This window comes from Accumulibacter sp. (assembly GCF_036625275.1).
Lineage (GTDB): Bacteria > Pseudomonadota > Gammaproteobacteria > Burkholderiales > Rhodocyclaceae > Accumulibacter.
The window spans coordinates 15,689-37,286 of sequence record NZ_JAZKUD010000026.1; the positions used below are offsets into that span (position 1 = coordinate 15,689).

The 21,598-nt window shown below is 63.0% G+C and carries 12 protein-coding genes and 1 pseudogene; 9 read left to right on the plus strand and 4 right to left on the minus strand.

From position 1 onward, the window contains the following. Positions 1-16: 16 nt before the first annotated feature. Positions 17-1,285, minus strand: a complete 1,269-nt coding sequence (gene urtA / locus V5B39_RS10575) for an urea ABC transporter substrate-binding protein (protein ID WP_332342853.1) — start codon at positions 1,283-1,285, stop codon at positions 17-19. Between the two features lie 339 nt (positions 1,286-1,624). Between urtA and V5B39_RS10580 the strand changes: the two genes are divergently transcribed. The 3 genes from V5B39_RS10580 (at position 1,625) to V5B39_RS10590 (ending at position 4,093) form a co-directional block, all read left to right on the plus strand. Further along, positions 1,625-2,809, plus strand: coding sequence for a glycerate kinase (locus V5B39_RS10580; protein ID WP_332342871.1), 1,185 nt, complete (start codon positions 1,625-1,627; stop codon positions 2,807-2,809). 88 nt (positions 2,810-2,897) lie between these two features. After that, positions 2,898-3,275: a transposase gene (locus V5B39_RS10585; protein WP_332342854.1), complete on the plus strand. Its 378-nt coding sequence runs from the start codon at positions 2,898-2,900 to the stop codon at positions 3,273-3,275. Between the two features lie 275 nt (positions 3,276-3,550). Then, a complete protein-coding gene (locus tag V5B39_RS10590; RefSeq protein ID WP_332342855.1) occupies positions 3,551-4,093 on the plus strand; it encodes an OmpA family protein in 543 nt (180 codons plus the stop codon). Between the two features lie 45 nt (positions 4,094-4,138). On the opposite strand, the gene V5B39_RS10595 is transcribed toward V5B39_RS10590, so the two are convergent. The 3 genes from V5B39_RS10595 to V5B39_RS10605 all read right to left on the minus strand — a co-directional run bounded on the left by V5B39_RS10595 (position 4,139) and on the right by V5B39_RS10605 (position 10,450). Next, positions 4,139-5,998 (minus strand): serine/threonine-protein kinase, encoded by a 1,860-nt coding sequence (locus V5B39_RS10595; RefSeq protein ID WP_332342856.1) that lies wholly within the window; start codon positions 5,996-5,998, stop codon positions 4,139-4,141. Between the two features lie 238 nt (positions 5,999-6,236). Next, positions 6,237-9,125 (minus strand): caspase family protein, encoded by a 2,889-nt coding sequence (locus V5B39_RS10600; protein ID WP_332342857.1) that lies wholly within the window; start codon positions 9,123-9,125, stop codon positions 6,237-6,239. Positions 9,126-9,250: 125 nt separating this feature from the next. Further along, positions 9,251-10,450, minus strand: a complete 1,200-nt coding sequence (locus tag V5B39_RS10605; protein WP_332342858.1) for an OmpA family protein — start codon at positions 10,448-10,450, stop codon at positions 9,251-9,253. 343 nt (positions 10,451-10,793) lie between these two features. Between V5B39_RS10605 and V5B39_RS10610 the strand changes: the two are divergent. The 6 genes and pseudogenes from V5B39_RS10610 to cobN all read left to right on the plus strand — a co-directional run. Beyond that, positions 10,794-10,949, plus strand: a pseudogene (locus V5B39_RS10610) (dihydroorotase); the annotation flags it as partial. 479 nt (positions 10,950-11,428) lie between these two features. Then, entirely contained in the window at positions 11,429-11,722 is a 294-nt protein-coding gene (locus V5B39_RS10620) for a hypothetical protein (RefSeq protein ID WP_434735684.1), read from the plus strand. A gap of 164 nt (positions 11,723-11,886) precedes the next feature. Continuing rightward, positions 11,887-13,713, plus strand: coding sequence for a DNA mismatch repair endonuclease MutL (gene mutL, locus V5B39_RS10625; RefSeq protein ID WP_332342874.1), 1,827 nt, complete (start codon positions 11,887-11,889; stop codon positions 13,711-13,713). Further along, positions 13,710-14,666, plus strand: coding sequence for a tRNA (adenosine(37)-N6)-dimethylallyltransferase MiaA (gene miaA, locus V5B39_RS10630; protein WP_332342859.1), 957 nt, complete (start codon positions 13,710-13,712; stop codon positions 14,664-14,666). Before mutL ends, miaA begins: the two co-directional genes overlap by 4 nt. Positions 14,667-14,908: 242 nt before the next feature. Then, positions 14,909-17,161: a TonB-dependent hemoglobin/transferrin/lactoferrin family receptor gene (locus tag V5B39_RS10635; RefSeq protein ID WP_332342860.1), complete on the plus strand. Its 2,253-nt coding sequence runs from the start codon at positions 14,909-14,911 to the stop codon at positions 17,159-17,161. A gap of 90 nt (positions 17,162-17,251) precedes the next feature. Continuing rightward, positions 17,252-21,229 carry a cobaltochelatase subunit CobN gene (gene cobN, locus V5B39_RS10640; RefSeq protein ID WP_332342861.1) on the plus strand — a complete coding sequence of 1,326 codons (3,978 nt, stop codon included), beginning with the start codon at positions 17,252-17,254 and terminating at the stop codon, positions 21,227-21,229. The last annotated feature ends 369 nt before the right edge of the window (positions 21,230-21,598 follow it).

Below are 21,598 nucleotides of genomic sequence, written 5' to 3' on the forward strand. Positions count from 1 at the left end.
CGGCCCAGGCACTGCTTTACTTGCCTTCCGGCTCGTCTTTTTTCTTGTCGTTGCCCGGAATATACGGACTCCACGGCTGTGCCTTGACTGGTCCAGGCGTCTTCCAGACGACGTTGAACTGTCCATCGGCCTTGATTTCGCCGATGAACACCGGTTTATGCAGGTGGTGGTTCTTTTCGTCCATCTTGATCGTGAAACCCGACGGCGCCTTGAAGGTCTGCCCGCCCATGGCCGCGATCACCTTGTCGACATCGGTCGACTTGGCCTTCTCGACGGCCTGTTTCCACATATAGACGCCGACGTAAGTGGCTTCCATCGGGTCGTTGGTCACCGCCTTATCGGCATTTGGCAGCTTCTGCTTGACCGCCCAGGCGCGGTACAGCTTGGTGAACTTGTCGTTCTCGACGTTTTTCAACGACATGAAGTAGTTCCACGACGCCAGGTGTCCCACCAGCGGCTTGGTATCGACGCCGCGCAGTTCCTCCTCGCCGACCGAAAAGGCGACCACCGGCACTTCGGTGGCCTTCAGACCGGCGTTGCCGAGTTCCTTGTAGAACGGCACGTTGGAATCGCCGTTGATGGTCGAAACCACTGCCGTCTTCTTGCCTTCGCTGGAGAACTTCTTGATCTTGGCGATGATCGTCTGGTAGTCGCTGTGACCGAAAGGCGTGTACTCTTCCATGATGTCGGCGTCGGCGACGCCCTTCGACTTGAGGAAAGCGCGCAGGATCTTGTTGGTCGTGCGCGGATAGACGTAGTCGGTGCCGAGCAGGACGAAGCGCTTGGCTTCACCGCCGTCCTTGCTCATCAGATACTCGACCGCCGGAATCGCCTGCTGGTTTGGCGCAGCGCCAGTGTAGAAGACGTTCCGCTCGAGTTCCTCGCCTTCGTACTGCACCGGGTAGAACAGCAGCCCGTTGAGTTCCTTGTAGACTGGCAGGACCGACTTGCGCGACACTGAGGTCCAGCAGCCAAAAGTGACCGCCACCTTGTCCTTGCTTAGCAACTGGCGCGCCTTCTCGGCGAACAGTGGCCAGTTCGAGGCCGGGTCGACAACCACCGGTTCGAGTTTCTTGCCAAGCACGCCGCCCTTGCTGTTGATCTCGTCAATGGCCATCAGGACGGTCTCCTTGAGCGCCGTCTCGGAAATGGCCATGGTCCCGGACAGGGAATGCAGAACACCGACCTTGATCGTCTCCGCGGCCAGTGCGCTGACCGAGGTGAACCCGAAAGCGGTGGTGATGGCAGCGGCTGAAAGCGTCTTCATGAAATTGCGACGTAGCATCTGTTTTGGCTCCTCGAAGGTTGAGAACTGGGAAGAAAGGAAGAAATCTTCCTGCCCGGACCACAAAGCAACCACCGTGCCAGACACTGACGGAAACGGATTGAGGTCATCAGAGGCATGGCTGGGGCTCCTTGCCCGGTCTGGTGGCCGAATCACGCACCGTGATGGTGCGCAAGTTCAAAACCGGCACCAGGATGAGACAATGGGACACCGGAGAGAAAAGTGACAAGGCCAGGGACGGGGGGCCGCAAACTCTCGGTGCTTGTCGCTGCTGCCTCTGGGCAATTCCCTTCAGCAGGGCGATCATCCTCTTCAATCGTTGCTGGAGAAGCAGGCATGTTGCGTATCGTGGTGGCACCGGATTCGTACAAGGGCAGCGTGTCGGCAGTGGCGGTCGCCGAGGCCATGGCACGGGGAGTCCTGCAGGTTTTCCCGACGGCCGAAGTGCGCCAGATCCCGATCGCCGACGGTGGTGAGGGAACCGTACAGGCGCTGGTCAGCGCAACCGCTGGCCAACTGCGCATGTGCGAGGTCAGCGACCCCCTCGGCGAGAAAATCACCGCCGTGTGGGGGGTTCTCGGCGATGGCCAGACTGCGGTGATCGAAATGGCGGCGGCTTCGGGCCTGACACTGCTGCCCGCCAGCCGGCGCGACCCGCGCATCACCAGCACCTACGGTACCGGCGAACTGATCCGCGCGGCGCTCGATGCCGGATTGCGCAAGATCATCATCGGTATCGGCGGCAGTGCCACCAACGACGGTGGCACCGGCATGGCGCGTGCGCTCGGCGTTCGTTTCACCAACGCCCAAGGTGTTGAACTGCCGGCAGGCGGTGCCGCGCTGGCGCAACTCCGGCATATCGATCTGACGGGCCTCGACGCACGCCTGCTGGAAACCGAAATCACCGTCGCCTGTGATGTGGACAACCCGCTCTGCGGTGCGCGCGGTGCTTCGGCCGTTTTTGGCCCACAGAAAGGCGCGACCCCGGCAGTCGTCGCCGAACTCGATGCTGCACTCGCACATTTTGCTGCCCATGCACAGGCGGCGACCGGCCGCCAGGTGGCTGAACTCGCGGGCGCAGGAGCCGCTGGCGGCCTTGGCGCCGGGCTGCTGTTCTTCACTCCGGCGAAACTCAGCCCCGGCATCGACATCGTCCTCGCCGCGGTCAATTTTGCCGAGGTCGTCAGCGACGCGGCTTTCGTGCTGACCGGCGAGGGCCACACCGATTTTCAGACCGCTTTTGGCAAGGCCCCAGTCGGTGTCGCGCGAATCGCCAAACAGTTCCAGGTGCCGGTATTCTGCCTGTCGGGCGGTCTGGGTCAGGACGCCGACGCGGTCCTGGCCCAGGGAATCGATGCCGTTCTCAGCATCTGCGACCGACCGATGCGGCTCGAAGAATGCATGCACAACGGTAGCGCGCTGATCGAAGCCGCATCAGGCCGTTTGTGCCGGATCATCCGGGCGGTTAATGTGAAAGTCGCGTCAGCGACTCACGAATCTCCCCTCCCCCTCGCGCCGCCGTAGCCGGCCCGCGATGCAGCGCGGGCCGTGGGAGTGGTCGGGGGAGAGGGAAACGGTCATGACTTTCATGATCGGGGGGCATGGAAAAGTCATGGCCGTTAGCAAGAAACTGGGAGGCAAGCCGCTCAAGGCCCCCGAGCCCGGAGCACGGGACAATGATCAGATCAATCTGACCGATGAAGAATCGCGCCTCATGCCGGTAGCCGGTGGCGGTTTTGAACCAGCGTACAACGCCCAGGTCGGGGTGGATACGGCGACGATGCGGGTGGTTGCGGTCGGCGTGACGCAATCCCCCAATCGCAGGGAGCAGGTTGAGCCGATGCTGGCGACGCTTCAGGCGCAGGCCGAGGTACTGGGTCACGTGGAAAGTCTGATCGCCAACGGCGGTTTCTGCCGCGAGAAGAACCTCCCGCTGTGTGAGGACGCCGGCATTGAGCCCCTGATCGCTGTGACACGCGGATTCGGTTGATCGTCTGACCCACCCCCCCATTGCGGCATGATCAATGATGAGCATGGGCGAGTGTGAATGGCGTATGCTGTGTGTACGAATGTTCCCGGCGCAAGCCTGTATCGATTACAGTCGCTTCGAGTTGCGTGCGTATTCCGGGCGGTGACCAAGGGCAGGGCGAGTTGCTCGATCGTACTCCCCTGTCGGCATGGCGCCCAGGTATCACACCGTTCCTGCCGGAGCGCGTTCAGGGTGGTAGTATTATCAATTCGTAGTTGTTTTCAAGGAGTTTTCAGATGAAATACGTGAGAATGATGGGATTGCTATGGTGCACGCTGGTTCCGACGGTATCGCTCGCACAGGCTGAGAAGGTGCTCAGGGCTGAGGAGATTAACGAACGCGCGCTGGTCGATCTGCTTGCCCCGGCCCCGGCCCGGACGAAATCGCGCTCGATCAATGTCACTCGCGATGAAAGTTCGTTGGCGCCTGCGAAACCGGCGGCAGCGTCCTTGCTGATTACCTTTGAAACGAACTCGGCGGGCCTGACAGCGAACGGCAAGCAGTCGCTGGATGTGGTAGGAAGAGCCTTGAATTCGGAGAAACTCGTTCCTTTCCGCTTTGCTATCGAGGGCCATACCGATCCGCGTGGTGGCGAGGAATACAACCGACAGTTGTCACAATCACGTGCCGAAAGCGTCGTTGGCTATCTGTCACAAAACCACCAGATCGATCGTAGTCGCCTCAAGCCCGTCGGCAAGGGCCCGTCACAACTGCTCAACCCGGTTCGGCCCGAAGCCCCCGAAAATCGTCGGGTGACCATCAGACGGCTCGACGAGTAGACGAGTAGGAGTATTCTGGTTCTCTACGTCTATTGACGGTTACGGTCAGCTAATCTCGTCGATGACAAACAGGGCTGCACCGTAGCTGGACGAGCAAGCGCGACTGGCTGGGCAGATGACCTTGCCGGCAAAAGGATTGGTGGTCGCAAAGTTCGCCTCATGTGCAATGCGGTCGGCAATATCGAGCGGGAACTCGGCAAATGGATTGACCTTGCGCAGGCCGGTTGCAGAGAAATCCCGTCGATTGTCGGAAACGATCACCAAGAAGCGATTGCTTCCTGGCGGCCCTTCAGGCGTCATTGCCCAGCCGGGGCGAGGCAGGCTTAGATCACCCTCTCCGGCAATCCCGTTATCGGCATCGATGGCATTCGGGAAAAGCAGGTTGAAGCGGCCATTGGTGCCCAGCATCAGAATGTACACATAGCCCGGCTTGTGCGAACTGACGCGGAAACGTAGCTTGTCCTGACCGATTTTGACCCTGGCCTTCTCCGGAACCACCGCCACCACATGCTCGGGGTCGCGGTGTCGATAAATCTCCTGCAAGATGTCAGCCGGGTCAAACGGCTTGACGGCCTTTGTTGACGAGTTGGTCGCGCCATTTTTGCCGAGCAGGAGGTCGACCAGCTGCTGCTCGTTGAGTGACTTCCGGTCTGCCGTCTGAATCTCTGCTGCCAGTGGCGAAGCGGTCGCCCCAGCAGCCGGTGTGGCTGCCGGTGGTGTGGCTGCCGGAGATGGCGCTACCGTGACTGGTGGCGATACGGGAGTGGGTGGCGACCGGAGTGCGTAATACGCCCCACCGGCGGCAACCGCCGCGAGAGTGCCGCCAACACCAACTAACAGCATCGCCTTGCTCCGTTTCTTTTCCACCGGTGCCTGGCTGACCGTGGCCGCTGCAGCCTGCTGCGCGGTCACCTGCGGCACGGTTACCTGTAGCGTATCCGGCACGTCCGACCCGGCCAGCAGGGCACGAAACTCAGCGACGCTCTGCGGACGATCTTCAGGCCTGACCGCCAGCGCCCGATCCATGGCCTGCAGGAAGGTCTTGCTGTAGCGTCCAGCTGCAGCCTGCGTTAGCGGGACCATGGTGTCGTTGATTGAGCGGGCTACCGATGCCATGGGTGGTCTGCGGGTGATTGCGTTATAGACCACGGCGGCCAGTGCATAGAGGTCGGTCCATGCGCCTTGTTTGACATGCGGGTCTTCCGCATACTGCTCCAGAGGCGCATAACCCGGTTTGAGAATAACCGTCAGTGCCTGCGTCCTGTCGCCGATGACCCGCCGAGCCGCCCCGAAATCGAGCAATAGGGGTCGTCCGTCGGCGAGCAACAGAATGTTGTCTGGAGCAATGTCGCGGTGAAAGCAGTTTTCCTGGTGAATGACCTCCAGCGCATCGAGCAGAGGGTCGATCAAGCCTCTCAGCCATTGCTCTGAGGGCGGCTCAGGCATTTTTTGCAAGGCCTGCCTGAGGGTAATCCCCTCGTAGAACGGCATCACCATGTAGGCCGTACCGTTCGCCTCCCAGAAGCGATACACTTTCACCAGCGAGCGATGATCGAACTGGGCGAGCATCCGTGCTTCATTGACGAAACTGCGCAGACCAATGGCAAAAGTTTCGGCCAGGCGCGCCGATTTGACGGCGACGGTCAAACCCTCGACTCTCTCTGCCAGCGAGGATGGCATGTACTCCTTCAGCGCGACATAGCGCCCGAGCGAGAGATCGTGGGCGAGGTATACGATTCCGAAACCGCCAATGCCGACCAGGTTGATGAGTTCGAATTCCCCAATGTGCGTGCCCAGCGGTAACGCATTGCAGCCGACACTAGCTTCGGCTGCAGCCGCCGGGGGTGAGGATGCTGCGGGTTGGCGTACAACCCAAGTCCGTTCGTACTCTTCTGGTTCCGACATCGAGTTCCCTGTAGTCAATACGGCGAAGGCAATCCTCGCATTCTGCCGCAGTTTGCCTTTCCGGCAAAGCCGAAGTGATCAGGCATGTGCCGAGAACGCCTTGTTTACCGGCGGATTCCATAAGATGAACAGGCCTTGCCATGGGGTGCCCTGCCAAGGGAGACGAGAGCCTGCAGTCTAAGCTTCACCTCCACAAGTGGGGATGGGAGGTTCGTGAGCCGCTGACGCGACTCTCACATTAACGCTGGCCGAGAACGAGAGGAAAGTCGGGGACGCCGCTGGGGACGATGGTTACCGGCGATTGCGCGCCTTCAGTCAGAGACTTGACACGTTCCGAGACATAGAGGTCGAGCATCTTGTGCGTGATACGACCGGACTTGTTGTAATCGGCCTTCCCGCGCAAACCCTCGAGGATGGCCTTGGTGAAAGCACCGTTGCCCCAGTCGGGCGATTCCTGGGCATATTGGCGTCCAGTTGCCGCAGCAAATACGATGACTCCGTTATCGGCACTCGACAACTCATTGATGACGGCGGTGGTATCGAGGCGAAGCGAGCGCGCGCCAGTGCCGAGAACATTGCCCGCATGGCAGGTGTCGATGAAGAACATCGCCTTGCCGGGCAAGGAAACGAGCGTGTTACGAATCTCGCTGAAGATCACGCCGGTGCGCTTCAGGGCCTTGACGTTGACATCCTGTGGCAGGAAGTAATACGTGCCGTCGGCATCATTCACCCCATGCCCGGCAATGAAAACCATTCCTACGTCCCGCGAAGTCAGTTCCCGGCGAATCCACTCCAGTCCGTCGAGGACGTCGTCTCGTTTGGCGGAATGGTCGGTGAGCAGACGAACCGAAACCTTGCGGTACAGACCGCCTTCCTGGGTCCTGAAGAAATTCGATAGATCGGTCGAGTCCTTGGCAGCGAACTCCAGCTGAATCGAAGGATCCTGGTATTTGCTGATGCCGATCGCAAGAACGTACAGCGCTGGTCGCAGGTCCACTCCACCGGTGGCCGGCGCTGACGCAGCAGCGGACGGACTATTGGCCGCGGCGGCTTCCTTGGCAGTCACTGGGGGTTTCTTGAGCGTCAAGGTCGCTTCAGGCGAGACGCCATGCTTGTTCTCAGCAAACAGCAAGATCTGGGCTTCGAGTCCCGACAGGGAAAGCGGCACCTCATAGAGGCTCTCGTTGGCATCGGAGCGCGAACTGCGCAGGGCAGACAACGCCGGCAGGACAACAGGTTGGCCGTTGATTCGCGCGCGGAGTTTGGTTGGCGGGGCATCGGCGGGTGCGCGAACGGCCACCTGGAGCTTGATGTTGTCGCCAGTGGTCCAGTTGCTTGTGTCAGGTGGAACGATGCGCACGGTCGGCGGCAGCCGTTCACGGATGGCCTGGCCACCGGGCGGCGGAGCCGCCGCGCCAGCCGGGAGCGCAGCCAGTGCGGCGTCCGTACTGCCCTTGCCGATGACTTCGCTGATCAGTTCGGGCCGATAATACTCGGTACGGAAGTGCGATACCGGATAGAAATCCGCGGCCTGTGCCGAACCGCGGTCAACCTGCCAGCCGACCAGATTCTCTCCGCCCGGGCTGGCAGCGAAATAGCCCCCGGGCGTCCACATGACCCAACGGCGGCCGTCCGCTTGCGGGAAGAACACGAGTTGCTCACTGCCGTCGTGTTGCCGGTACCAGCGTAACGTGCCATCGCTGAACGCGGCGACTACCCAGCGGCCGTCGTCGCTGGTGTTCACCTGCCACGGCGTCGCGGGGGCTGCAGTCTTCCACAAAGCGCGGCTGTTGCGGTCGTAGAGGCGGATTTGGAAGTTGGTGGCGATGGCAATGCGGTTGCCGTCACGAGAGACGCTCGCCGCCAGCGACCACTCGTTGGCATCCAGGCCGAGGACTTTGCCATTGATGGACGGTTGTTGCCGCTCAAACCAGTTGTCGACCATGGTTTTGCCGGCGGATGTCCGTGGTGCCTGCCAATCCTTGGCGGCTTTTGCCCAGGCTAGTTGACGAGTGTCGAAGGCATCGCCGGTGTCACCGGGCCGTGCGTCCTGAAAGGCGAGCGCACTGCCATCCGCAGCCAGGCGAAAGCGGCTGCGCTGGTTGCGAAAATCCAGCAAGCTGCTGCTGACGATGAACTGCGCCTGTCCGTTGGCGGCAAGCATTCCCCACGCGGGATCGGCAGTCGCATACAGCAGATTGCCATCACGTGTAGCGTGCAGCGCAGTGATCGTGTTGCGCGCTACCGGGATGACAGAGGGCTCACTCTGCCCAGCATCAGGCCAGACCAGAATCGCAAACTGTCCTTTGTCGTTGGCCCAACTGCCAGCCGCGTAGACGCGTTTGCCATCCATTGACCAAGCGACGACGCTGAGGCTGCGCGCGATACTGCCCTTGGCCGGAGGCGACAACACCTTGCGTGTTTTCAGTGTCTTGGCGTCGAGCAGGGCGACGCTTCCCTGGTCCGAAGCGCCAACGGCCACGGTCTGCCCATCGGGTGAAAAAGCCAGGCCGAAAGGCACGCCCGTTCCGGCCGGTGTGCTGCGCGAAAGTAGCTTGAGGCCTTTCGATGTCGCTTCGTAAGCACGGACGAAACCCTCGGCACTACTGACTACGATGGTCTTGTCGTCAGGCGACCAGACACTTGCATTCACCTCATCCGAGAAGTCCGAGTCACCCTGCAGTTCGCGTGCGCTGGTCCAGGATTCGCTGCCCTGGAAGACGCGTACCCCCTGTCTGCCCCACAGGCCGGCGATGAGCATTCGGCCATCGCGAGAGAAAGACAGATGCGTGACGACATCGGGCAGTCCGGTGATGCGGTGGATGATCTGGCCGTCGCTGCGGCGGACCAGGTAAACATCATTGCTTGCGGACCAGCCTGCCGTGGCAAAAACTGCACCGTCCGGAGCCATTGCTACTGCATACAGCTTGCCATCGTTGCCAGGTCCGGACGGTGGTCGGAAAACCGACAGCAGTGAACCACTGGCCGCGTCCCAAACGCGCGAGGTCTTGTCCTCGGATGCCGTGACGGCATAGCGGCCGTCACGATCCATGCTGGCCGCGCGAATCGGGGCGACGTGGGTACCGGTTTCAATGCGCAGGCTGGGTGTCGTTCCGGTTGCTTGCACAGTCGCTCCTGCGGTCGACGGAAAGCCGCCCAGCAGTGAGCAGAAGAGTGCCCAGATGAATTGTCGAAGAGCTACCCTGATGCCGAGCACGGTGGTTGGAATGGGTGGTCGGAATGGGTGATCGGTCAGCAGGACACTTTCTTGAATTCGATGCGCTGATCGAGAGCGTCCGACTCATTACCCTTGCCGGTACCGATGATTGCGCGCTGCGAACCATATCCCTTGGCCATCGACCGTTTCGCCAGGGCCGGTTTGGCTGCCACCAGCTTCTGCCGGACGAACTCGGCGCGCTGCAGGGAAAGGCGTTCGTCCATCTGCTCCGAGGTGCCCCGCCGGGTGTGTCCGGCGACCTCGATGCAGGACGACTGTCGCAGGGACTGTTTGGCGATCTCCGACAACCACAGCGAATAAGGTTGCTGTTCCTGGCTGAAGGCGGTTGCCCCAGGCTTGAAATCGAAGCGCACGGCGAGTCGGTCGCTTGCCAGGCCCATTTGAACCAACTGCCCGAAGGCCTGCATGGCAGGCTTCGTGCGCCCCAGTTTCTGATTGTCGAGGTAAATCCCGGCATAAACGCGCGCCTGGTTACCGGCCGGATTGGTCAGGACCGACTGGTAGAGGGCCAGCGAATCCTTGTATTTCTTCGCCTGATAGGCCTTGGTTGCTTCGCTGATCGTCGATGCGGCCAGCACGGCGTCAATGTAGGCGGGATTGATCGGGTCGCCGGCTTTCGTTCCCTGACAGGTCTTCACGTATCCGTCGACAGCCGTATCCTTGGCCCACACCGGCATCTCGCGGAAGAAAGGCAGAGGTGTCGGATCGAATCCTTCGGGCAGCGCACGTGCCAGTCCCTTGCTGATGATCTTGCCGGTCTTCAGATCGGCAAGTGCGAAGCAGATGCGATAGGCATCGCGCTCGCCGTCAGCCTTGCCCTGCAGGTTGATCGGCGTGAAGGTGCCGACCATCAGCAAGGGAAGCGTAGCGACGGTTTCGTTGTTGAAGGGTTTGACGTCGACCTGCTGATAGTTTTCCTTCACCAGTTGAACGACCGATTGTTCCATCGCCACCGTCGCTTCGGTCTGCATGCCGCTGTTACCGTCCACCAGTGGATCAACCACCATGCTGTATTTCTGATCCTTGGCCAGATTGGCGTTGGTCAGCAGGTCCTGCGCAGCCTTGCGCACCGCCTGTTCATAGGGAAGGGCAACCACCTGTGGTGCGGGCGGGGGCGCTGCCACGGTCGGCTTTTCTTCCGTGCTGCTGCAACCGGCGGCAAGTACGCCGACAGCAAGACAAGCGCTAACGAGAAAGCGGGATGGAAATGGCATGAGTATTCTCCCTGTTATTGGTCAAGACAAGCTAATAATAAGACAAACGATGGCCAAAGCGAGTTCATTGCAAAGTAAACTCATGCTTGATTCCCGCAAACCCTTGCAACGAGGGAGGTCTCGTCATGTCGTCCGCCGCGCCTACTACGATGACGTCACCCATGACCACGCTAATCCACGGGGATTATGCACCATTGCTACATCGCCCTTCCGCGGCACCGCCGTCCACTTTGCTACAACGCCGCAAACCCTTGTTTCTTCGGCGAGATTTACGGCAGCGGGCCGATGACTTCGCTAACCCGCTGCTCCTGTGCAGATATTCAATCGCCCAACGAGATTTGGCATGAACACCCTATTCATCCGCAACGCTCGCCTGGTTAATGAAGGCCAGATCGTCGATACCGACCTGCTCGTCCACCACGGCCGCATCGACAAGATCGCGCCGTGCATCGCCGCCAGAGCCGATGCAGAAATCGATGCCGCCGGACAATGGCTGTTGACGGCTGTGTGCCGTCGACTGCTGCGATTGCTCCTGCGGCGCGGCCTGCTGTCGGCCGACGATGCGCAGGTGATGGCCGAGTGGGAACACGGCGGCGGCTTCTCGGTCGATGCCCAGGGGCGCATCGAGGCGCACGAGCGCAACGGTCTGGAACGTCTGCTGCGCGACTGTGCCCGTCCGGCCCTTGCGCTGGAGCGGCGGCGTGAAATCGATCCCGAGCACCTGGTCTATGAGAGCGTGCAACCCGGCCCAGGCAGCAGCGTCAGCTGATGCTAATGGTCATCACTTTTCCGGGCACCCCCGATCATGAAAGTCATGACCGTTTCCTTCTCCCTCGGCCCCTTCCACGGCCCGCGCTGCAGCGCGGGCCGGTTACGGCGGCGCGGAGCAGTGCTCCGCGAAACCTCGCCTTCACCCCCGCGAGGGGGAGGGGAGGGTCGTGAGTCGCATACGCGATTTTCACATTAACGCCAATGCCGTTGCTCGATCGCCTTGCGGTGCTGGTTCCACCGCCGCGCCGCCATCGTTACCGCACCTACGGGGTGCTGGCGTCGAACTCGCTGCTGCGCGAGGCGGTCACCGCGCTGGCGCAGCCAACCGAGATGGCCGCCACGCCGACGCGGGCAGAGCCCATCCCGCCGGAAGCGGCCCGTCAGAGCCGGCACATCGCCAAGGCAGCGCGCTACGCCTGGGCGCTGTTGCTGGCGCGCATCTACGAGGTGCTGCCGCTGCTCTGCCCGAGTGCGGTGGCGAGATGCGCCTCATCGCCTTGATCACCGAAGCGGTGGTGATCCGGGAGATTCTCGGTCACTTGAGCGAGCCGACGATACCGCCGCGTCTGATGCCGGCGTGCGGGCCACCGCGGTGGGAGATGCCGGGCAGCGACCCGGCCGTGAAGGCGCGATTCTACCGGAAGCCGGGCCGGTATAATGGACCGATGCTTGACCCCCCCCGCATCCATCTCCTGCCCGATCTCTTGATCAGCCAGATCGCTGCCGGCGAAGTCATCGATCGGCCGGCCTCGGTGCTCAAGGAACTGCTGGAAAATGCCCTCGACGCCGGCAGCTCGACCCTCCAGATTCAGCTCGAGGAAGGCGGCGTCAAACTGATCCGCGTCATTGACGACGGCCACGGCATCGCCCGCGACGAGCTGGCGCTGGCACTGGTCCGGCACGCGACCTCGAAGATCAGTTCGCTTGACGATCTCGAACGCGTCGGCACGCTCGGTTTTCGTGGTGAAGCGCTGGCTTCGGTGGCTGCCATCGCGCGGGTCACTCTCACCAGCCGGCAGCCGGCGGGCAGCACCGCCGGACAGCATGCCTGGCGGCTCTGCGCGGAAGCTGGAGCGACACCTGAACCGGCGGCCCTGTCCGTCGGGACCGTGATCGAAACGCGCGACCTCTATTACAACACGCCGGCACGCCGGAAATTCCTCAAGTCCGGCCATACTGAATTTGCCCATTGTGCCGAGGCCGTCAAGCGCATTGCGCTGGCCCATCCGGGGGTTGCATTCACGCTCACGCACAACGGTCGCGTCAGCCTGCATCTGGCCAGGAGTGATACGCGAACGCGTGCCGGCGCGATCCTTGGCGAGGAGTTTCTTGCCGAGTCGCGCAGCCTTGACGCCGCCGCCGGGCCACTGCGCGTCTTTGGCTACTGCGCACTGCCGACCTACTCGCGCGCGCGCGGCGACGCCCAGTACCTCTACGTCAACGGCCGCTTCGTTCGCGACAAGCTATTGAACCATGCGCTACGCGAGGCTTACCAGGATCTGCTGCACGGCAGCCGCTACCCGGCTTACTGCCTGTTCCTGGAGGTTGACCCGGCAACTGTCGATGTCAATGTCCACCCACAGAAGACCGAGGTCCGTTTCCGTGACGCTCGCGCGGTTCACCAGTTTGTCTTTCATGCCGTGCAGCGGCTGTTGTCGGGGCCGCTGGCAACGCCGCCAGCGCCAAGTGCGCAGATGCCGGTAGCAGACGAGGCGTCATCGCGCTGGCCCGATCATCCGGCGAGCGCGACCCAGACCGGGCGCCCGACCTTCGTCAACCGGGTAGCGCACCAGGGTTCACTGGGCATCCGCGAACCTGCCGGCAGCCATCCTTACCTGGCGTTCGTACAGGCCGCGCAAACCCCGGATCGACTGCCAGCAGCAGCCACCGCCACGACAGAAGCCGAAGCAGCGCCGCTCGGTTATGCCCTCGCGCAACTGCACGGCATCTACATCCTGGCGGAAAATCATCAGGGTCTGGTGGTCGTAGACATGCATGCGGCGCACGAACGCATCCTGTACGAGAAGCTCAAGCACGCGCTCGACGAACAACCCCTGGCGACGCAGGCGCTACTGATTCCCGCAGTGTTCAATGCCGAGGCGATCGACGTCGCCACCGCCGAAGAACACGCCGCGGCGCTGCGGCAACTCGGTTTCGATCTCGCGCCGGTGGGTCCCCGACAGCTCGCGGTGCGTGCCGTTCCGGTCCTGCTGCAGGCCGCCGACCCGGCCGCACTGGCACGCGCGCTCTTGGGCGAACTGCGCGAACATGGTGTCACGCAACTGCTGACCGCAGCGCGCAACGAGTTTCTGGCCAGCATGGCCTGCCAGGGTGCAGTGCATGCCCGGCGACGGCTGTCGCTGGCGGAAATGAACGCCCTGTTGCGCCAGATGGAGGAAACCGAACGTTCCGGTCTCTGCAACCACGGCCGCCCGACCTGGACGCAGTTGAGCATGACCGATCTCGACCGCCACTTTCTGCGCGGCCGATGAGCAAGATCGCAGCGCACCCGGAAGTTTTGCCACTGGCAATCCTGCTGATGGGACCGACTGCCAGCGGCAAGACCGCAGTGGCGCTCGAATTGTCACGGCGCTTCCCCGTCGAGCTGATCAGCGTCGATTCGGCGCAGGTCTTTCGCGACATGAATATCGGCACCGCCAAACCCGACGCAGCAACCCTGGCTGAATTCCCGCATCACCTGATCGACCTGATCAGCCCGCAGGAAGCCTACTCGGCAGCCCGTTTCCGTGCCGACGCGCTGCGCATAATGGCTGCGATCACGGCGCGTGGCCGCGTACCCTTGCTCGTCGGCGGCACCATGCTCTATTTCAAAGCGCTGGTCGACGGCCTGGTCGACTTGCCGGCAGCCGACCCGGCAATGCGTGCAGCGATCGACCGGGACGCCGCTGCTCGGGGTTGGCCGGCGCTGCACGCTGAACTCGCCGAAGTCGATCCGGCAACGGCGGCGCGCCTGCAGCGCAGCGATGCACAACGCATCCAGCGCGCGCTCGAGGTCTTTCGCCTTTCCGGCCGGCCGCTGTCGGCGTTGATCATGAACGGCGAGAAAACGGCGCCCCGCTACCACTTCGTGTCGATCGGCCTGCTGCCTTCGAATCGCGGCACACTGCACCAGCGTATCGCCGACCGCTTTGCAGCGATGCTCGCCGCCGGCCTGGAAAGCGAAGTCGAGTGGTTACGCGGAAAATACCCGTTACAGCCTGCTCTGCCGTCAATGCGCTGTGTCGGCTACCGGCAGGTATGGGAAGTTCAGGATGGTCTCGCGCCACGTCACGAACTGCGCGAGCGTGGCATCTACGCCACCCGCCAGCTCGCCAAGCGACAGATCACCTGGATCGGCAACACACTGCGACCACAGATTGTCGATTGCCTGAGTCCCGATCCGGCCGCTCAGATCAGCCGGCTCATCGGCCATCTCTTTGCCTGACCGCAAACCATTCGTGGCCATCCACTTCCCCTTTCCCGCATACGGTGTCGCTTGCCCCAGACTCGTGGCTGCCAATACCACCACAGCAAGTGACGCACCTCTTGCCTGAAAGCCCGCAGACAGATATAATGATAACCATTCTCATTTATACAAACGGAACGTTGTAATTTCTTCGTTTCGCCGTTCATTCGCCAGCCAGCCATGCGCCAGCCAGCCAGTCACCATGCTTTCTGGAGGTTTGCATGTCTGTCGGACTCTCCGGCGCTGGCCGGACTTTTCAGTATTCCCTCCTTGCCGCAGCACTAGCGGCCACCTCGCACGCAGTGTTCGCCGATCAGCAGATGCGCGACACCGTCGTTACCGCGACGCGCAGCAGTACGGCCATCGACGATCTGCCGCTGACCGTCACCGCCATCAGTCGCGAGGACATGGACCGTCGACTGCCGTCCGAAGAAGCTGACCTGTTCCGCGACGATCCGGACGTGGTGATGTCCCGCGATCTGCGCCGCTTTGGCGCAACGCGTATCAATATCCGGGGCATCGAGGACAACCGCGTCGTGACGGTGGTCGACGGCGTGCGGCTACCCGATTACTACAACGGTGGCGGCCCGACCAACTTCACGATGAGTGCCTCGCCTTCGGCCCTCGCCGATTTCCTGAAGCAGGTCGAGATCGTTCGTGGCCCGGCCTCCAGTCTCTATGGTTCTGACGCCATCGGTGGCGTCATCGGTTTTGTGACGCTCGATCCGTCCGACATTGCGCCGGGCGACAAACCCTACGGCGTACGCGTGCGTGGCGGCTACTTCGGCGCCAACGACCAGTTCTCGGGCAGTGTCATTGGCGCCGTGCGTGGAGCTGCAGCCGAGTTGATGGTCGGCTACGGCGAAGCGCGCGGGCACGAGACCGACAACCAGGGCCAGGACGGTAGCACCAGCCCCTTCCGCAGCAAGCCGAACCCGGCCGACACCACCGATCGCGGCATGATCGCCAAACTGGTGCTGAAGCCTGCGGCCGGTCACCGCATCACCACCTTGATCGAATCGCGCGAACAGGACGTGCAGACGGACATCTTGCGCCTCTCGGGCTCGCTGCCGCGCGTTACGACGATGACCGGCGACGACAACGTCAAGCGCACGCGCTACAGCGTCGAGTACGAGAACAAGCCTGGCGGCGCCTTCTACGACCGCTTGGTCGCCAAAGCCTACTATCAGGACGCGAAGACGCACAACAAGAACTACCAGCGTCGCAGCAACACCAGCGCCACCTGTTCGGCGACGATCGCCGGCGCCAGTCAGTGCGACCTTTACCAGGACTTCCATTTCGACCAGACAACATCCGGCTTCAACCTCCAGCTTGAGTCGCTGCTTGGCGGTACCGGCATGACGCATCTGATCACCTACGGTGTCGACCTGATGCGCCAGGAAGTCGAGGAACTGCGCGATGCCACCCGTTACAACCGGACGACCGGCACGGTATCGAAGTCGATTGCCGGCGAGAACTACCCACTGCGCGATTTCGCCAACGGGCAGACCGACACCATCGGCCTCTTCGTGCAGGACGAAATCGGCGGCCTCTTCGGCAGTCGACTGACACTGACGCCGGGCGTGCGCTATGACCGCACCCGCCTGGAGCCGAAGGTCGACGACCTGTCGCAACAGGTGCTCACCCTGCTCAAGCGTGGTGTCGAGGGGCAGACCTACAGCCGATTCAGCCCGAAGCTTGGCGCCCAGTGGAAATTCGACGAGGTGCTGTCCGGTTACGGACAACTCGCGGCCGGCTTCCGGGCGCCGAACTATAACGAGGTCAATGGGTCGTTCCGCAACACCGCCCAGCTCTACGGAATCGTGCCGAACGGCGAACTGAAGCCGGAAACAAGCGTCGGCATCGAACTGGGCCTGCGTGCGAAAGGCGCTACGGCCCGCGGCCAGGTAGCGATCTACAACAACAACTACAAGAATTTCATCGAGAACGTCCGGCTCAACTGCCCATCCGATCCGTCGTGCATTCCCGGCTTCACCACCTTCCAGTCGCGCAACCTCACCAAGGTCCGCATCCATGGCGCCGAAGCGCGCGGCAGTTGGGACTTCCAGCCCGGCTGGCGTGTTGACGGCGCCATGGCCTACGCCCACGGCGACAACGAAGAAACCGATCAGCCACTGAACAGCATCGAACCGATGCGCGCAAGCTTCGGCCTGGTGCGTGATGCCGGCCACTGGGGCGCCGAAGCACGCCTGCGTGCGGCGACGCGCAAACGCCGGATCGACGACAGCGCGGGCCGTTACTACCGCACCCCAGGCTATGGCGTGACCGACCTGGCCGCGTGGATCAAGCCGAGCAAGGATACGCGCGTGACTCTCGTGCTGAACAACGTGTTCGACAAAAAGTACTGGCTGTGGAGCGACATCCGCCAGGCCGACGCCCCGGACCCGGTCGGCGTCGACTTCTACTCGCAGCCCGGCCGCAACGTTCGCGTTGCTTTCCAGGCGGATTTCTGACAGGAGAAAAAGGAGACCGAGCCGGCCCTCCGGCGCGCCCGAACAGCCAGTCGCTGCCTATCTCCACCTCACGACGAGCAAGCCACCTCCATGCTTCTGAAAAAAATCCTGGGCCGTTCCCTCATTCTCGCTGCCGCAACGCTGGTCACGCCGGCAGACGCCGACACGGTGCTGTTCGTCTCCGTCAGTCCGGTGCCACAAGGGAAATTTACCCACCTTGCCGAGATCGGCGCCGCACACGGCTTCAAGGTCGAATCGCGACAGGCCGAAAAGCTTCCGGCCGAGACCGACGCCTCGCTCTGGCGCGGGGCCGACATCGTGATCTTTGACGCGCCGCGCGACCACCTGCAGGAGCAGATGCGCGTGAAGCTCGCCAGGGCCCTGCCCGGCCTCGCCGCGCCGCACCTGTGGATGCACGATACGAAGCCAGAGGCAAAAGGATTTCCGGAACCCCTCGCCGACCTCCTGCACGCCTATTACATCAACGGTGCGCGGTCCAACTTCGAAAACTTCTTCCACTCGCTCGCCGCATACCGCCAGGGCAAGCCCCTCGACGGCATTGCGCCGCCGATCGTCTTTCCGAAAGCGGCGATCTACCACCCGCAGGCGCCCGGCCTTGTTTTTGCCAACACCGCCGACTACCTGAAATGGAAGGAAGTCGATCTCGCCAACAAGCCTCCGGTGATTGCCGTCGCGCTGCACCAGACCTACATCGGCAGCGAGCAGACCGCCTTCGTCGACGACCTGATCGCGCGCATCGAGGCCGCTGGCGCCGTACCGCTGGCCTGGTACGCACCGGTCATGGGGTCGCATGCTGGCCTGCTGAAAATGGACGGCAAGCTTGTCGCCGACGCCGTGATCAATACCCAGATCGTGCTCGACCCGGACGGCCGCAAAAAGGAACTGGAAGCGCTCGGCATTCCGTGGGTCCAGGCGCTAGCGTACCGCAGAGGCGACGAAGCCGACTGGCGTGCCGACCCGCAGGGCGTGCCGCTGCTCGACATCCCCTTCTTCCTCGCACAGGGCGAGTACGCTGGCATCACCGACGCGGTCATCGCCGGCGCGCAGAAAAAGGGCGACCACGCGCTGACGGTCATCCCCGAACAGTCTTCCGCCGTCGTCGCCAAGGCACTCAACCAGGTGCGCCTGCAGCGCTTGCCGAATGCCGAAAAAACGGTCGCGGTGATGTTCTGGAATTACCCGTCGGGCGAAAAAAACCTATCCGCCTCCTACCTCAACCTGCCACAGAGCTTTGTCGCCACGCTCAAGTCGCTGAAGGCGGCCGGCTACCAGGTCCTGCCGGAAGAGGAGACGATCCTCATCAACAACCTGCAGCGCCTGCTCGCCCCCTTCTACCGTGACGGTCAATTGCAGTCGCTCCTGCGCGACGGGCTCGCCGAAAAACTGCCGGTTGCCGCCTACCGCCAGTGGCTCGCCACCCTGCCCGAGGGCGTGCGCCACGAATTGCAGGAACGCTGGGGCGATCCCGAGCAGTCGTCGATGGTGGTGCGGAACGATGGCGCCCCCTACTTCGTCATCCCGCGTTTCGCGGCCGGCAAGGTGATCTTCACGCCGCAGGCACCGCGCGGCGAGAAGTGGGAAGACCAGGAAAAGGCGCTCTACCACTCGACCACGGCCATCCCCTCACACTACTACCTCGCCCAGTATCTATGGGTGCGCGAGCATTACCAGGCCGACGCGCTGGTGCATTACGGCACGCACGGCTCGCAGGAATGGCTGCCGGGCAAGGAGCGCGGCCTGGCGATGACTGACTACCCGATGCTCGCTGTCGGCAATCTGCCGGTAATCTACCCCTACATCGTCGACAACATCGGCGAGGCGATGCAGGCCAAGCGCCGCGGCCGCGCGACCATCGTCACGCACCAGACCCCGGCCTTCGCACCGGCTGGCCTGCACGAGGCGACGGTGAAGATTCACGACCTCCTGCACGCCTGGCTCGCACAGGACGACGGCGCCGTCAAGCAAAAGCTCGCCGCCGACCTCAAGGCCGCCGTCAAGAAGGAACGCATCGACCGGGACATGGGCTGGAGCGAGGCGAAGATCGAGGCCGAGTTCCGCGGCTTCGTCGATACCCTGCACGACTACCTGCACGAACTGGCGCAGACCGCGCAGCCGCTCGGTCTGCACACCTTCGGAACGCCACCGCAGGAAACGCACCGCCTCGGCAGTGTGCTGCTGATGCTCGGCAAACCGTTCTGGGAAAGCGTCGCCAGTGCCGCCGGCGTCAAGGGCGACGACCTCGACGAGATGTTCGTCGACAGCTACGAAAAAACCGTCGAGGCGCCGCCGTTCAAGCTGTTCCGCGACTGGCTCGCGGGCCGCGCGGCAAAGCCCGCCGACGCGGCGCTGGCCGAACGCTTCGAACAAGGGCGCATCTGGTACGACCATCTCGCCGCCGCCGACGAAGTGGCCGGCCTGCTCGCCGGCCTTGCCGGCCGCTACATCCCGACCTCTTACGGCGGCGACCCGATGAAGAACCCGGACGCTCTGCCGACCGGCCGCAACCTCTACGGCTTCGATCCCTCGCGCGTGCCGACCAGACAGGCCTGGGAAGCCGGCAAGGAAGCGGCGGAAGCGCTGATCGCCGCGCACCGTGCGAAAACCGGCAAGTTCCCGAAGAAGCTGGCCTTCTCGCTGTGGTCGGTCGAGACGATGCGCCATCAGGGCATGCTGGAGGCGCAGGCGTTGTGGACTCTGGGCGTCGAGCCGGTGTGGGAGCCGGGTGGGCGCGTCGTCGACGTGACACTCTCGCCACGCGAGAAGCTCGGCCGACCGCGCGTCGACGTCGTGCTCTCGGCGACCGGCCTCTACCGCGACCATTTCCCGAATACCATGAAGCAGCTCGCCAAGGCCGTGCAGCTCGCTGCCCGCGCCAACGAGGCCGACAACCCTCTCCATGAGAACAGCCGCGCGATCACCGCCCGGCTGATCAAGCAGGGCATCCCGGAAGCGGCGGCGGTGAAGGCCGCCGAGACGCGCATCTTCTCGTCCGAATCGGGCAAGTACGGCACCGGGCTCGACGACGCGACGCTCGCCACCAACACCTGGAAAGGCAAAGCCGAGGGCGACAGGAAGCTCGCCGACCTCTACCTCTCGCGCATGCAGTTCGCCTACGGTGTCGACGAGGAAGACTGGGGCAGGCAGGGCATTGCGGGCGCAGAAGGCAAGGCTGCCCGCATCAACCTCTACGCCGAGCACCTGCAGGGCACCGAAGGCGCCGTGCTATCGCGCAGCTCCAACCTCTACGGCCTGCTGACCACCGATGACCCCTTCCAGTATCTTGGCGGCATCGGCCTCGCCGTACGCCGCCTGGACGGCAAGGCGCCCGAGCTATACATCTCCAACCTGCGCGGTTCCGGTAGCGGGAAAGTCGAAGGCGCCGACCAGTTCCTTGCCAAGGAACTCGCCACGCGCAACTTCCACCCCGGCTACATCAAGGGGCTGATGGCCGAGGGCTACGCCGGCACGCTGCAGGTGCTCGATTCGATGAACAACTTCTCCGGCTGGACCATCGTCGCCCGCGAAATCGTGCGCGACGACCAGTGGCAGGAATTCGTCGACGTCTATGTGCGCGACAAGCACAAGCTGGGCATCAAGGAATGGTTCGAGGCGAAAAACCCGACGGCGTTGGCGCAGACCATCGAGCGCATGATCGAAGCCGCGCGTCAGGGCTACTGGCAGGCCGACCCCAAGGTGCTGGTCGAGCTGCAGGAACGCTACCGCGACCTCGCCAGGCGCCACGACGTCGTCACCGACAACCCGGTCTTCAAGGCATTCGTCGATGCCGGCGCGAACGCGGGCTTCGGCCTCGTCGCGCCGCTCCCGGCTACCCGCCCGCAGCAGGCCGCCGACCTCGTGGCGCCGCACGAAGTCCCGGCAGCGCCGCAGATCGAAGGCATGAAACTCGAACGCGTCGAGGAAAAGCCGCTGCCGCCAGCCCTGCCTTTCGCGCTGCTCGGCATCGCGCTGCTGCTGCTCGCCACCGGCGGTGGCGCCGTACGAACGCTGACCAATCCGACGCTGCGACGGGTGGAGGGAGTGGCATGATCAAACAGGCATCCGCCTCCCTCGTCATTCCGGCCGGCATCGACGCTGGCGAGCATACCGGCGACGGCGCGCATCAACTCGAACACCGGAACGCGCAAGCTTTGGCAGAAAGACCGCGAACGCGGCCCCTACGATCCGAACGAGCTGATCCTCTCGCCGCGCCTGACCTGGAAGCAGGCCGGCGACAACCTGACGTTGTGGCCCAGCCTCTACCGCAACGAAGGCACGTGCGCGACGACGCTGACCCGATCGGCCTACGCCAACCCGCCGCCGGCACCGGCCTCACCGCAGCCGGTGGGCATTCCGACAAGGAAGACAGCGATCTCACCATTGCCCGTCTGCGTGCCGAGGGCGACATCGAGCTCGATG